Raw genomic sequence first — 13,157 nt, 5'->3', positions numbered from 1 at the left:
TGTGGCGCACGTCAACCCTGGGCTGCTCGTCCGTGCGTGCTCGATAGGGTCGTGCCATGGCGGACCTGATCGCGAAGCTGACGGCCTGGGCACTCTCCCTCCGACCCGTGCGCGTCTGGTTCCACTACCTCGAACGCCGCGGTCCCATGCTCTCCGACAGCATCACGTACCGGTCGCTGTTCTCGGTGTTCGCGGGAGTGCTGCTCGGCTTCTCGTTCGCCTCCGTATGGCTCGCCGACAACCCTGCGGCGTGGCAATCGTTGATCGATGCGGTGGATGCTGCGATCCCCGGCCTGCTCGGAACCGGAGACGACGGCATCATCGACGTCTCCACGATCGAAGCACCGGCAGGCCTCACCATCACCGGCATCATCGCGCTCGTCGGCCTTGTGGGCGCGGCGATCGGCGCCATCGGCTCGCTGCGCGTCGCCCTGCGCACGCTCGCCGACAAGGTGCACGACGACGTCTTCTGGATCTGGGTGATCCTGCGCAACCTCCTCCTCGCCATCGCCATCGGCGGCGGCTTCGTGCTGTCCGCCGGTGCGACGTTCATCGGCACCTCGTTCGTCGGCGCGGTGCTCGACTGGCTCGGCATCGGTCACACCGGAGTCGCCGACTTCGCCACCCGCTCCGTCTCGATCGTCGTCGTGTTCCTCCTCGACGTGGCGATCGTCGCCGTCGCGTTCGTGTCGCTCAGCGGGATCAAAGCCCGCCCCGGCTCGCTGTGGTCTGGCGCGCTCATCGGCGCTGTAGGGCTCACGGTGCTGCAGCAGCTCTCGTCCCTCTTCGTCGCCGGTGCGGGGTCGAACCCGCTGCTCGCCTCGTTCGCCTCGCTCATCGCGCTGCTGCTGTGGCTGAACCTCTCGGCGCAGGTCATACTCCTCGCGTCGACCTGGATCATCGTGAGTGAACGTCAGCGGGTCGACCGCGTCCGCGAGCGGTTCGGATCCCCGACGTTCGCCTTGCGACGTGTGCGTCAAGCGGAGGATGCTGTGCGCGTGACCACCGAAGAGCTCGAGCACGCGCGCGCCGACGTCGAGCGCGAGAAGCTCGCCGCGCGAGAACGCCAGGCGACATGAGCGAGCGCGTTCCCACCTTCACCGCCGACCAGGTGCGTGCGGCGGAACGCCCCCTGCTGGACCGCGGAGTCCCGCTCATGCACCGCGCCGCCGCGGCTCTCGCCGACGTCGTGCGCGCCGAACTCGCGATGCCCGAGACCGTCGTCACGTTGACCGGCGTGCTCGAACCCGTGATCCGGGAGACTCCGGTGGCGCTGCGACCACGCGTGCTGGTGCTCGTGGGCTCCGGCGACAACGGCGGCGACGCCCTCTACGCCGCCGCGCACCTCTCCCGCATCGCCGATGTCGACGCGCTCCTCGTCTCGGAGCGGTTCCACGTCACCGCCCTCGCCACCGCGGTCGCCGCCGGAGTCCGCCGCGTCGACCTCCCTGAGGTCGACGACGTCGTGCGCCACTACGCCCTCGTGGTCGATGGCATCCTCGGGATCGGCGCCGCGAGCGATCCGGCCCTGCGCGGCAGAGCCCGCGGTGCGGTCACGGCGATCCGCGACGACCTCCGGCGAGGGGGACGGATGCCGCGGGTCATCGCCGTCGACATCCCCAGCGGTCTGCACCCCGACACCGGCGTCGCCGACGACGCCGTGCTCGCAGCATCCGTCACCGTCACGTTCGGTGCGGTGAAGGTGGGACTCGTCACCGGTCGCGGCCCCGAACTCGCCGGCGACATCGTCCTTGTCGACATCGGTCTCGGCCCTGCACTGGAATCGGTCGAGCCGGTGGGCGAGGCATCCGTCTGGCGAATCGTGACGGTACCGACCGACTGAGCGCAGCGTGCGCGCCCCGACTACTCGTCGCTCGGCTCGTCCTCGCCGCTGTTGCCGGGGAAGCCGGGGTCATCCTTGTGGTGGCCCCAGGCCCTGCCCTTCCCGTTGCCCGGGCCGTCTTGCTGGTCGTCCCCGTCGCCCTTGTTCCCCGGAAAGTCAGGCGAATCCTTGTGATGCCCCCAGGCGTTGCCGTCGTCGCCCGGGAACGCGGGGTCGTCCTTGTGGTGACCCCACGCCTTCCCGTTGCCGGGCGCGCCCGGTGAGTCATCCGGCGCGACGATGCTCGTTGCGGGCAGCACCCGAGCGAGCGGAACGCCCGACGCGACGCTCGGCACGATGATCGCGGCCGCTGCGACGACGGCGATCACGGCACCCGTGATGAGCAGCTTCTTCGAGCCCATGACGCACCTCGATCTCCCCAGGCGGAGGCAGCCGGTGCCGGGAGCGTACCACCGCACCACCGCTGTGCGAAGAGGCTCAGCGGGCGTAGCGCTCGACGAAGGTGCGCAGCATGCGGCTGGGGTGCGAGACGTCCGCGCGGCGCACGGCCGCGAGCGTGAGCTCGAGCTCGTCGGCGGCGAAGTAGCCGTAGCCGGCGTACGCGTGGATGCGCGTGGTGATGCCCTCGACGTCGAGCTCGGGGTGGAACTGCGTCGCGTACACGTTCTCGCCCACGCGGAACATCTGCACCGGGCACGTCGGCGACGACGCCAGCAGCGTCGCCGACGCGGGCAGCTGAGTGATCGCCTCCTTGTGTCCGACGAAGGCGCCGAAGGTCGCAGGGATCCCCGCGAGCAGGGGATCGGATGCCCCGGCCCCGGTCATCGTCACGGGCACGACGCTGATCGGCTCGGAGTAGGTGCGATCGATCACCGCGCCCTGGTGCGCGCCGAGCGTGCCGACGCCGTAGCAGGCGCCGAGGAACGGGAAGTCGCGCGCGACGACCTCGTCGAGGAGGATGCCGAACTCCTGCTCGACCCGGCGCTGCGTCGGCGACTTCTTCTCGAGCGGGTCGGATGCGTTGAACGGCCCACCGCCCACGAAGATGCCCGACAGCGCATCGAGCTCGAACCGCGGCATCGCCTCGGCCTCGAGCCGCACCCGGATGAGCTCGTCTGGCGAGAGGCCCGTGTATCGCAGGAAGAGCGCGTACTCCTCGTCGGCCGGCACGTCCTCGGCACGGGTCGCGAGGAGGACGAACGGCTTCACCGCACCAGCCTACGGCGGGAACACGGATGCCCCGGCCCGGCGCGCAGTGCGCCGGGCCGGGGCATCCGTCATCCTCACTTGGTGAACTGGTGCGTCCAGGTCGAGACCGCACCCGAGGCCAGGGCGAAGCCGGCCTTCGGGACCGCAGTGACCTGCACCTTCGAGCCGGCGGGCACCTTGACCAGCGGCTTCTCGGCCTTCGCGCCGTTGACGTAGTAGTCGAACGACTTGTCGGGCGTGACGACGACGTGGTCGGAGTTCGAACCCTTCGGGTCGGTGAACTTCGGCGCGCCGGGCGTCGCCGCGGTCGTGAGCACGGGCACGTTCGCGAAGTCCATGTCGCTGGCGAAGTAGTAGCTCGTGTACGACGGCTGGTTGTAGGTGGTGTTCTGGCGGGCCACCTCAGCGCGGTACTGCACGTCGTGCATGAGCGTCGGCAGCTTGTGCGTCGTCACCTCGGTGCTGGTGTAGATGCGCAGCGCACTCGAGTCGACGGTGCGCACGAGCAGCTCCTCGCGCCAGTCGCCGAACACGTCGGCCACGAGCGACGGGTTGCCCTTGGTGCCGTTGTTCGTGCGGGTGCCGGTGGCGGTGAGCACGGTGCCGCGCGTCCAGTCCTTGATGGTCGGCGTGACCTCGAGGGCGCCGTCGACGATCTGCGTCGTCATGTCGCCCGCCCAGCGGATCGACTGATTGGTGCCGGGAGTGGATGCCGCGAGCGGCGCGTTCGCCGCACTCAGCAGGCCCGAGCCCTCGGTGCCGTTGGGCATGCTCGCCCACACCTCGAGTCCCGGCACATCGGCGCGCACGTCGCCGATCATGCTGCGGCCCGTGTCGCGGCCCGAGTACGCGCCGAAGAGCACCTCTCCGGTCGCGGCATCGCGCATCGCGGAGCCGTAGGGGGCGAAGGTGGCGCCCTCGTGCGCCGTCCAGATCTCGAGACCGGGACGGTTCGGGTCGATGTCGGTGACGTGCATCGCGTCGCCGTGGCCGAGCCGCACGTTCTCTCCGGGCGCCGCGCTGCCGGTGGGCAGCACATCGAACGAGCTGTACAGCAGCCCGCCATCGTCGTCGATCGTGGCGGAGCCGTAGACGATCTCGTGCTTGCCGTCGCCGTCGACGTCCGCGGCGCTCAGCGAGTGGAAGCCCTGCGTCGTGATCGAGCCGTACACCGGATCGGTGCCGTCGCGGCCATGGGGGCCGTCGTTGAACGGGTTCGTCATCGGGACATGCCCGCTGTCGACCGCCCACCGCGTGGTCAGGTGCTGGCCGTCCCAGTCGTACGCGTGGATGGTCGTGCGCGTGTAGTAGCCGCGGGCGAAGACCGCGGAGGGGTGCGTGCCGTCGAGGTACGCGACTCCGGCGAGGAAGCGGTCGACGCGGTTGCCCGGCTCGATACGGGCCATCGCGTAGTCGCCCCACAGCAGGCCGTCGTCGTCGCGGCCGGGCTCGTAGCGCACGGTCTCGAGCTCCTCGCCGGTGGCCGAGTCGAAGACCGTCAGGTACTCCGGGCCGTCGACGATGAATCCCTCGAACGTCGTGAGGTCGTTGCGCGCGCTGCGGCCCGGTGCGTAGGTGCTGATGAAGTAGTCGACGAGCTCGGTCGCCGACGCGGTCGACAGCGGGTACTCGTGCGTCACTGGGATGCCGAACGCCTCCTCGAGGGTCGCCGGCCAGTGGCCCGCCACGACCTCGGGGTGCTCCGACCAGCCCTCGAACACCTCGATGAGGTGCTGGCGGTAGTCGGCGGCGCTCATGCGGTAGTCGTCGTCGTGCGAGTAGCCCGCGGCGATGTCGTCGGCGAGCATCGTGACGAACGACTCCGAAGCGACCGAGCCGTCGGCGTTGTAGCGGATGGACTTCGTCCCGGGTGCCGTCTTCAGCATCGTCTCGGCGCGGCCGTCGCCGTCGAAGTCGTAGACCATGAACTGGGTGTAGTGGGCTCCGGCGCGAATGTTCACACCCAGGTCGATGCGGTTCAGCAGTGTGCCGTCCAGCTCGTACGTGTCGACGTAGACGGTGCCCGTATAGCCCTTCTGCGACACGTCCTTCGAGTTCGAGGGATCCCACTTCACGACGAACTCGTACGCGCCGTCGCCGTCGACGTCGGCCACAGACGCGTCGTTCGCCGAGTACGTGAACGCCTCGCCGGCGGGGGTGACGCCATCGGCCGGCTTCTGCAGCGGCAGGTCGTAGAACCCGTCGCCCCACACCGACACGGGCGCGGACTGCTCGCCGGTCACGTCGTTCCATGCGGGAGCGACCGTGTAGACGGATGCTGCGGACCCGCCCTCGTCGGCGTAGTTCGTGCTGTCTTCGACCGTGGCGATGCGCTCGCCGTCGCGGAACACCGCGAACGACGGGCCGCTCACGCCGGTCTCGGTCGCGGGACCGGCCTCGGTCCCGAGCAGGCGCCAGCTGAGGAATACACCCTCGCCCGTCGAGACGGCGACGAGGCCGCGGTCGAGGGCTTCGAGCTGTGCGCCGGCGGGTGGGGCCTGCTGGGCCAGCGCGGGTTGCGCCAGTCCGAGCGTGAGGGCGCACGCGGCCGAGCCGGCCACGAGCGCGCGGACAGAGGTGCTGCGGAGATTCATCGTCGAATCGCTCTCCCGAGGTTGCGGCCCGCTGGGGACGGGCCCATGTGGGTAAAAGTAGGAATACGTTTTCCCGCACGACCCTAGTCAGCGACCACCTGCGGGTCAACCGCCCTCCCGCGCACATTGGAACGATTTAATGTGCAGGGTCCTGAGCACAGAATCGGAGGCCGAGCGCGACGCGCCGGGTGGCAGCATCCGTTCCCTGTCGTGTCGGCCAGGGCCTCCGATTCTGTGTATTCCCGGCGACCCCCTGGGCCTGGGAGCTTCCTCCCCAGCCGGCTCGCGCGCGCCGGCTGCCCACAATCCGGCCCAGGGGAAGGGGGGCGGATGCCGCGGCCGCGAGTCTGGCCGGATGTGCACCGCCTCTCCGCCCGCCGTCACGACGTATCGAGAACTGAGGGCATCGGGGCTCTCGAGGTCGAAGATCGCCGCAGCGCTCGCCGATGGCTCACTGATCTCGGCCCGGCGGGGTGTGTACGAGCGCCGCGGCGTGTGTGCGGACATCAAGACCGCGGCGGCGCACGGCGGCTGGGTCGTCTGCGTGAGCGCGGCACAACACCTCGGGCTCTGGGTCGCGGAGCACGGTGGCGGGTTGCACGTCGGACTTCGCGCCCACGGGCGTGCCTATTCGCACCCGGACTGCTCCTGCGTCGTGCACTGGAGCGACCAGGACGACGTGACGCGCGGTGCGTTCGGTGTGCCGTCGGTTCGGGTCGTCCTGCGGCAGATCCTGCGGTGCCAAGGGCTCGAGGCGTTCTTCGTGGCACTGGAGTCGGCTCTGCGGCGGCGCACGCTGTCGAACACCGACCTCGACTGGCTGCGGCGGGGCACGAACGCCGACGCGAGGGAGGCGATCACCTTCGCTCGCAGCGATGCCGACAGCGGGCTCGAGTCGTTGCTGCGGTGGCGGCTTCGGCGTCGCGGGCTCCGGGTGCGGACACAGCAGTCGATCACCTCGGTCGGCCGGGTGGACTTCGTGATCGGCGAGCGCCTGATCGTCGAGGTCGACGGCGCGCCCAACCATGACAGCGAGTCGCACAGACACAAGGACCTCGTGCGCGATGCGAACGCAGCGGCGTGGGGCTTCGTCACCCTCCGCTTCGACTACGCCCTGGTCGTCCACGACTGGGATACCGTCGAACTCGCCATCCTCGGCCTCGTCGACCGCGGGCTGCACCTCGCCTGAGTGCGCACAGAATCGGATGTTGTCGCCGACACGCCGGGTGGCAGCATCCGTTCCCTGGCGTGTCGGCCAGAGCCTCCGATTCTGTGCGTGCCACAACACCAGGAACGACGAATGCCTCGGCCCGGCGCGGTGCGCCGGGCCGAGGCATGTGCGAAGCCCTACGAGGCGTAGGTGACGAGGCCGAGCTCCACCGGCGACACGAGCTGCGGGTGAGCGGGGCGCACGCGGACGGTGTAGCCGAAGGTGCCGGTCACGCCGAGCGGAAGGGTGCCGCTGAACACGGTCGCGCCGTCCGCCGCGGACGCGCCGGGGGAGAGGCGGTACACCGAGTGGTCGCGCGCCAGCGCGTCGTCCTCGTTCGTGGCGCCGTACAGCAGCTCGACTGCGACGTCGTCGGGCGAGAGGCCGTCGAGGCGGACGTCGGCGCGCACCTCGAGGGTGTCGCCGGCCTGCGCCTGCGCTGGGATGCCCGAGCTGTCGACGCTCGCGATCGACACGCGCCCCCACGCCTCGCGGACGCGGCTGACGAACGCGGCCACCGTGCGCGCCTCGAAGAACTCGTTCGCGCGAAGCGCGACGTCGTGCGCCGCCGCCGGCACGTACAGGCGCTGGACGTAGTCGCGCACCATGCGGTCGCTCGTGGCCTTCTTGCCGAGCTCGGTCATGGTGTGGCGCACCATCTCGAGCCAGCGCAGCGGTATTCCGCCCTCGCGCTCGTAGAAGCGCGGCACGAGCTGGTGCTCGATGAGGTCGTAGAGGGCGGCTGCCTCGGCGTCGTCGCGCTCCTCGTCGTTCGACGCGGTGTCGGCCGTGGGGATCGCCCAGCCGTTCTCGCCGTCGTACCACTCGTCCCACCACCCGTCGAGGATCGAGAGGTTCAGCGCGCCGTTGAGCGCGGCCTTCATGCCGCTCGTGCCGCATGCCTCGAGCGGGCGCAGCGGGTTGTTGAGCCACACGTCGCAGCCGGGGTAGAGGTCCTTCGCGAGCGTGATGTCGTAGTCGGGCAGGAACACGATGCGCCCGCGCACCTTCGGGTCGCGGCTGAAGCGCACGAGCTGCTGGATCAGGATCTTGCCCGAGTCGTCGGCCGGGTGCGACTTGCCGCCGATCACGATCTGAACCGGGCGCTCGGGGTCGGTGAGCAGGCGGGTGAGGCGCTCGGGGTCGCGCAGCATGAGCGTCAGGCGCTTGTACGTCGGCACGCGGCGCGCGAAACCGATGGTGAGCACCTCCGGATCGAGCAGGTCCTCCACCCAGGAAGGGGTGTGGCCGTTGGACACGGATGCTGCGACCCGCCGCCGCGCCTCCGCCACGAGCTCGCCCTTCATCTGCTGGCGCACGCCCCACAGCTCGGCGTCCGTCACGACGGCGCGGTCGGTCCAGTCGTGCGTGTCGGTGTGCGCGTCGCCCCACGCGCGCTCGCTCACGGCCTTGAGGGCCGGGTGCACCCAGGTCGGAGCGTGCACGCCGTTGGTGATCGAGGTGATCGGCACCTCGTCGGTGTCGACGCCCGGCCACAGCATGCCGAACATGCCGCGGCTGACCTCGCCGTGCAGCACCGAGACGCCGTTGGCGTGCTGGCCGAGGTGCAGGCCGAGGACGGCCATGTTGAAGACGCCCTGGTCGCCCCCTTCCCATGTCTCGAGGCCGAGCGAGATCGCGCGGCCGGCGTCGAGGCCCTGGAACAGGCCGCTCGAGAGGAAGTCGGCGATGAGGTCTCGGGGGAAGCGGTCGATGCCCGCGGGCACCGGTGTGTGGGTGGTGAAGACCGTGCCCGCGCGCACCTGCGCGAGGGCTTCGTCGAAGCTGAGGCCGTTGTTCGTGATGAGCTCCGACATGCGCTCGAGTCCCTGGAACCCGGCGTGGCCTTCGTTGGTGTGGTAGACGTCCGGGGTGGGGCGGCCGTTCAGCTCCGACCACGCGCGCACCGCACGCACGCCGCCGACGCCGAGGAGCAGCTCCTGCAGCAGGCGGTGCTCGCCACCGCCGCCGTAGAGGCGGTCGGTGACGCGGCGCATCTCGTCGGTGTTCGACGGCGTCTCGGAGTCGAGCAGCAGCAGCGGGATGCGGCCGATGTCGGCCACCCAGACGCGGGCGTGCAGGCGGCGGTCGCCCGGCAGGTCGAGTGCGATCTCGACGGGGGCACCCTCGCGGTTGCGGAGGAGCGTCAGACCGAGGCCGTACGGGTCGAGCAGCGGGTAGCTCTCGCGCTGCCAGCCGTCGTCGCCGATCGACTGGCGGAAGTAACCGGCACGGTAGAAGAGGCCGACGCCGGTGAGCGGAACGCCCAGGTCGGACGCGCTCTTGAGGTGGTCGCCGGCGAGGATGCCGAGGCCACCGGAGTACTGCGGCAGCGAGCCGTCGACGCCGAACTCGGGGGAGAAGTACGCGATGTGCACGGGCTTGTCGCCCTCGAGCTGCTGGAACCAGCGGTCGCCGTCGAGGTAGGCGGTGAGGCGCTCGTCCTCCTCGCGCACGCGGGCGACGAACTCGTCGTCGCGGGCGAGCTCGTCGAGTCGCTCCTGGCCCAGGGCACCGAGCATCCGTGCCGGGTTCGCGCCGATCTCGCCCCACAGGGCGGGATCCATCGAGGCGAACAGCGCGTGCGTCGCGCGACTCCACGACCAGCGCCAGTTCGAGGCGAGGCGGTCGAGCGGTGCGAGGGATTCGGCGAGGACGGGACGGACGGTGAACGTTCGGATGGCCTTCACGCTCGCGATTCTAGAGGCAAAAGCTGGAAGCGCTTGCACGGAAGTCGTTGGGTCTACGCTGGCGCTATGGCAATCGCACGACTGCACGGCGGACCCCTCGACGGACAGATCATTCCGCTCGACCCGACCGTCTCCGACTCGTACATCGTCCCCTACGGCGAGGGGCAGCTGGTCTACCGCCGCGAAGGCGACGAGACCCACACGGGCGACCAGGACGGGCCCACCGAGACCCGCTTCGTGTACGTCGAGGCGACCGAAGACATCGACCCCAACCCCGACGGTCGTGACGACTGACCGCACTCCCGACGCGGCCGGAGCGTCGCACAGCGTCGAGATCGAGCTGAAGTTCGACGTCGACGAGTCGACGCCGCTGCCCGACTGGTCGGCGCTTCCCGGCGTGGCGATCGTCGCCGCTCCCGAGTCGCGGCAGCTCGACGCCACCTACCTCGACAGCGACGACCTCGCGCTCGCGCATGCCGGCTACGCGGTGCGCCACCGCACCGGCGGGCCCGACGAGGGCTGGCACATCAAGGGCCCGCGGGGCGCCGACGGCGGTCGGGTCGAGCTGCACTGGCCGATCGGCCCGGTGGATGAGATCCCGGATGCTGTCGCCGACGCGGTCTCGAAGATCGCGAGCGCGTCGGACTTCGCGCCGATCGCGCGCATCCGCAACAGCCGCACCGCCTACGCGCTCGAGGACGAGCACGGCGGCCTCGTGGCGGAGTTCGTCGACGACCACGTGACAGCCACCGACGAGCGCTCCGGCGCTGACCGGTCCTGGCGCGAGTGGGAGTTCGAGCTCGGACCGGCCGCACCCGAGGCTGCGGACGAGCGGGCTGCGCTGCTCTCGGCTGCCGAAGCCGCGGTGCATGCCGCAGGCGGCCGGGTCGCGGCATCCGATTCCAAACTCGCCCGCACCCTCGGCGCCTGAACACGAGAACGCCCCGGACCTTCCAGATGGTCCGGGGCGTTCCGCGTCAGCTGATCAGAGGTTGATCATGTGGCCGGCGAGGCCGTGGAAGGCCTCCTGCACGGCCTCCGACAGCGTCGGGTGCGTGTGGACGTTGCGCGCCGCCTCGAGAGCGGTGAGGTCCCACTTCTGCGCGAGGGTGAGCTCGGGCAGGAGCTCCGAGACGTCCGGGCCGATGAGGTGGCCGCCGAGGAGCTCGAGGTGCTCGCCGTCGGCGATGAGCTTGACGAAGCCGATGGGCTCGCCCAGGCCGTTCGCCTTGCCGTTCGCCGAGAACGGGAACTTCGCGACCTTGACGTCGTAGCCGGCGTCGCGGGCCTGCTGCTCGGTGAGGCCGAACGAGGCCACCTGCGGCGAGCAGAACGTCGCGCGCGGCATCATGCGGTAGTCGCCGAGCGTCATGGTCTCGGCCTTGCCGATGGTCTCGGCGGCGACGACGCCCTGCGCCTCGGCCACGTGCGCGAGCTGCAGCTTCGCGGTGACGTCGCCGATCGCGTAGATGTGCGGCACGTTGGTGCGCATGTGGTCGTCGATGTCGATCGCGCCGCGGTCGGTGAGCTTCACGCCGGTGTTCTCGAGACCGAAGCCCTCGACGTTGGCGGCGAAGCCGATCGACATCATGACCTTGTCGGCGTCGATCGAGCCCTGGGTGCCGTCCTTGGCGGTGTAGGTCACGGTGACCTTGTCACCCTGGTCGGTGACGGTCTCGACCTTGGTCGAGGTGAGGATGTCGACGCCGTAGTTCTTGTACTGGCGCGCGATCTCCTTCGAGACGTCCGCGTCCTCGTTCGGAAGGGCACGATCGAGGAACTCGATGATCGTGACCTTGACGCCGTAGTTCACCATCACGAAGGCGAACTCCATGCCGATGGCGCCGGCGCCGACGATGACGATCGACTGCGGCAGGTCGCGGGCGAGGATCTGCTCCTCGTACGTCACGACGTTGCCGCCGATCTGCACGCCCGGAAGCAGGCGCACCTTCGAGCCGGTCGAGATGATGGCGTTGTCGAACGAGACGTCCTCGGTGGAGCCGTCGGCCTTGGTCACGCGGATCGCGTTCGGGCCCGTGAACGAGCCCCGACCCTCGTACTCGTCGACCTTGTTCTTCTTCATCAGGTAGTGGATGCCCTTGACGTGGGTGTCAGCCACCTTGCGGCTGCGGTCCCACGCGACTCCGAAGTCGAAGTGCACGTCGCCCGAGATGCCGAACAGGTCGGCCTTGTGGTGGAACTGGTGCGCGAGGTCGGCGTTCTTGAGCAGAGCCTTCGAGGGGATGCAGCCGACGTTGAGGCACACACCGCCCCAGTACTTCTCTTCGATGATGGCGACCTTGAGGCCGAGCTGCGAAGCGCGGACGGCTGCGACGTAGCCGCCGGGCCCCGCGCCGAGGATGGCGACGTCGTAATGAGGCATGGTCTCAAGCCTATCGGTCGGCGGGGGGCGCGGAGTCGGGCTGCGAGGCACCGCCGGCAGGACCGGCGCCGCCGCTCGCGAGGGCCTTCTCGCGGCGGGAGCGCGAGACGAGCAGGTAGACGACCGCGGCGATCAGCGCGAGCGCCAGCACGCCCGCGATGATCCACGGGAGGGCGCTCGATCCCTCGTCCGCCACGGGCTCGCTCGTGACCGTCGGCGTGGGCTCGGCGGACTCGGTCGGCGCCGTGGTCGCGGTCGGCGTCGGGCTCGCCGTCTCGGTGGGCGTCGGCGCGCCCGTGACGGTGAAGGAGAACTCGCCCGAGATGGGGTGCCCGTCGCTCGAGACGACCTTCCACAGCACCCTGACGGCACCGGATGCCTCGCCCGCGAGCGGCTGCGTCAGCACGTTGTCCTGCACGGTCGGTGCGCCATCGACGAGCGACGAGCCCGAGGAATCCGTCACCTCCACGACCGAGGCGCCGTCATCGTCGGCGATCTCGGCGCTGAAGGTGAGCGTCAGCTGCGCGGGGAGCGCGTCGAGCGTGCTGTCGGCCGCCGGGTCGCTGCCCAGAAGCTCGTCATGCGCCAGGGCGGGAGATGCTGTCGCGAGGACGACGCCGAAGGCGAGGAGCAGTGCGGCGAGGAATGCCCAGACCCGGGCTGGAAGCGGCTTGTGAAGAGTTTGTGACATCACCCGATCGAGCCTATCCGGCTCTTTGCTGCGGACCCCGCGAGGTCTAGCCTGGCCAATGGCGGGCCCCCTGCCCGTCGTCCCCACACGCGGAAGGATGCGGCAGATGGATCAGATGATGATGGGCGCCATGTCGAAGGACATGATGTCGATGCCCGGCATGCAGGCCATGGACATGTCGGTCATGCAGGCCTGTATGGATGCCTGCTCGGCCTGCGAGCAGGCATGCACGGTGTGCTCCACGCAGATGATGTCGTGCGCCCCCGCGTGCATGAACTGCGCCGACATGTGCAACACGATGATGCGCGCCATGATGCGGATGCAGGGCATGAACCCGGCGACCATGATGTCGATGCTCGACGCCTGCATGGCGATGTGCCAGCTGACGATGGACGAGTGCATGGAGCACGCGGACCACAGCGAGGTCTGCAAGATGTGCGCTCAGGCGTGCAAGGCGTGCATGGACGCCTGCATGGCCATGAAGGACATGATGATGGCGATGAGCTGAGGCTCGTCGCTTCCTCTTCGGCCGCGGTG

At 69.8% G+C, this 13,157-nt stretch carries 12 protein-coding genes; 6 read left to right on the top strand and 6 right to left on the bottom strand.

All coding sequences use genetic code 11. The features are described from left to right. Positions 1–56 precede the first annotated feature (56 nt). Together J2Y46_RS15495 and J2Y46_RS15490 are read left to right on the top strand one after the other, a co-directional pair. Complete coding sequence (locus J2Y46_RS15495; RefSeq protein WP_310243435.1) at positions 57–1,079, top strand: YihY/virulence factor BrkB family protein; 1,023 nt, start codon at positions 57–59, stop codon at positions 1,077–1,079. After that, a complete protein-coding gene (locus J2Y46_RS15490) occupies positions 1,076–1,843 on the top strand; it encodes an NAD(P)H-hydrate epimerase (RefSeq protein WP_310243433.1) in 768 nt (255 codons plus the stop codon). Before J2Y46_RS15495 ends, J2Y46_RS15490 begins: the two co-directional genes overlap by 4 nt. A 20-nt stretch (positions 1,844–1,863) precedes the next feature. Here the strand turns inward: J2Y46_RS15490 and J2Y46_RS15485 are convergent, their stop codons facing one another. From J2Y46_RS15485 to J2Y46_RS15475, 3 genes are all read right to left on the bottom strand, one after another. After that, positions 1,864–2,244: a hypothetical protein gene (locus J2Y46_RS15485; RefSeq protein WP_045299035.1), complete on the bottom strand. Its 381-nt coding sequence runs from the start codon at positions 2,242–2,244 to the stop codon at positions 1,864–1,866. Between the two features lie 76 nt (positions 2,245–2,320). Then, positions 2,321–3,052, bottom strand: coding sequence for a glutamine amidotransferase (locus J2Y46_RS15480; protein WP_310243431.1), 732 nt, complete (start codon positions 3,050–3,052; stop codon positions 2,321–2,323). Positions 3,053–3,126: 74 nt separating this feature from the next. After that, entirely contained in the window at positions 3,127–5,646 is a 2,520-nt protein-coding gene (locus J2Y46_RS15475; RefSeq protein ID WP_310243429.1) for a rhamnogalacturonan lyase, read from the bottom strand. A 355-nt stretch (positions 5,647–6,001) separates the two neighbouring features. Here J2Y46_RS15475 and J2Y46_RS15470 point away from each other — a divergent pair, with 355 nt between their 5' ends. Then, complete coding sequence (locus tag J2Y46_RS15470) at positions 6,002–6,835, top strand: type IV toxin-antitoxin system AbiEi family antitoxin domain-containing protein (RefSeq protein ID WP_310243427.1); 834 nt, start codon at positions 6,002–6,004, stop codon at positions 6,833–6,835. 158 nt (positions 6,836–6,993) lie between these two features. Here the strand turns inward: J2Y46_RS15470 and glgP are convergent, their stop codons facing one another. After that, the gene (gene glgP / locus J2Y46_RS15465) at positions 6,994–9,546 is read right to left on the bottom strand and encodes an alpha-glucan family phosphorylase (protein WP_310243425.1); all 2,553 of its coding nucleotides are present in this window, start codon (positions 9,544–9,546) and stop codon (positions 6,994–6,996) included. A 66-nt stretch (positions 9,547–9,612) separates the two neighbouring features. On the opposite strand from glgP, the gene J2Y46_RS15460 reads away from it, so the two are divergent. Continuing rightward, the gene (locus J2Y46_RS15460) at positions 9,613–9,840 is read left to right on the top strand and encodes a hypothetical protein (protein ID WP_045299024.1); all 228 of its coding nucleotides are present in this window, start codon (positions 9,613–9,615) and stop codon (positions 9,838–9,840) included. After that, positions 9,830–10,477: a CYTH domain-containing protein gene (locus J2Y46_RS15455; RefSeq protein ID WP_045299022.1), complete on the top strand. Its 648-nt coding sequence runs from the start codon at positions 9,830–9,832 to the stop codon at positions 10,475–10,477. The genes J2Y46_RS15460 and J2Y46_RS15455 overlap by 11 nt, the downstream gene beginning before the upstream one ends. 54 nt (positions 10,478–10,531) lie before the next feature. Here the strand turns inward: J2Y46_RS15455 and lpdA are convergent, their stop codons facing one another. Further along, positions 10,532–11,929: a dihydrolipoyl dehydrogenase gene (lpdA, locus tag J2Y46_RS15450; RefSeq protein ID WP_045299020.1), complete on the bottom strand. Its 1,398-nt coding sequence runs from the start codon at positions 11,927–11,929 to the stop codon at positions 10,532–10,534. Between the two features lie 10 nt (positions 11,930–11,939). Next, positions 11,940–12,620: a copper resistance protein CopC gene (locus tag J2Y46_RS15445; protein ID WP_045299018.1), complete on the bottom strand. Its 681-nt coding sequence runs from the start codon at positions 12,618–12,620 to the stop codon at positions 11,940–11,942. Between the two features lie 106 nt (positions 12,621–12,726). On the opposite strand from J2Y46_RS15445, the gene J2Y46_RS15440 reads away from it, so the two are divergent. Beyond that, a complete protein-coding gene (locus J2Y46_RS15440; RefSeq protein WP_045299016.1) occupies positions 12,727–13,128 on the top strand; it encodes a hypothetical protein in 402 nt (133 codons plus the stop codon). Positions 13,129–13,157: the final 29 nt, after the last annotated feature.

Source organism: Microbacterium sp. BE35 (assembly GCF_031457705.1).
GTDB lineage: Bacteria > Actinomycetota > Actinomycetes > Actinomycetales > Microbacteriaceae > Microbacterium > Microbacterium trichothecenolyticum.
This window is presented reverse-complemented; position numbering and strand designations above follow the sequence as displayed.

Coding starts and splice junctions, on each gene's coding strand:
- J2Y46_RS15495 (WP_310243435.1), top strand. CDS start 57: ATGGCGGACCTGATCGCGAAGCTGACGGCCTGGGCACTCTCCCTCCGA.
- J2Y46_RS15485 (WP_045299035.1), bottom strand. CDS start 2,244: ATGGGCTCGAAGAAGCTGCTCATCACGGGTGCCGTGATCGCCGTCGTC.
- J2Y46_RS15490 (WP_310243433.1), top strand. CDS start 1,076: ATGAGCGAGCGCGTTCCCACCTTCACCGCCGACCAGGTGCGTGCGGCG.
- J2Y46_RS15470 (WP_310243427.1), top strand. CDS start 6,002: ATGTGCACCGCCTCTCCGCCCGCCGTCACGACGTATCGAGAACTGAGG.
- J2Y46_RS15440 (WP_045299016.1), top strand. CDS start 12,727: ATGGATCAGATGATGATGGGCGCCATGTCGAAGGACATGATGTCGATG.
- J2Y46_RS15475 (WP_310243429.1), bottom strand. CDS start 5,646: ATGAATCTCCGCAGCACCTCTGTCCGCGCGCTCGTGGCCGGCTCGGCC.
- lpdA (WP_045299020.1), bottom strand. CDS start 11,929: ATGCCTCATTACGACGTCGCCATCCTCGGCGCGGGGCCCGGCGGCTAC.
- J2Y46_RS15460 (WP_045299024.1), top strand. CDS start 9,613: ATGGCAATCGCACGACTGCACGGCGGACCCCTCGACGGACAGATCATT.
- J2Y46_RS15445 (WP_045299018.1), bottom strand. CDS start 12,620: ATGTCACAAACTCTTCACAAGCCGCTTCCAGCCCGGGTCTGGGCATTC.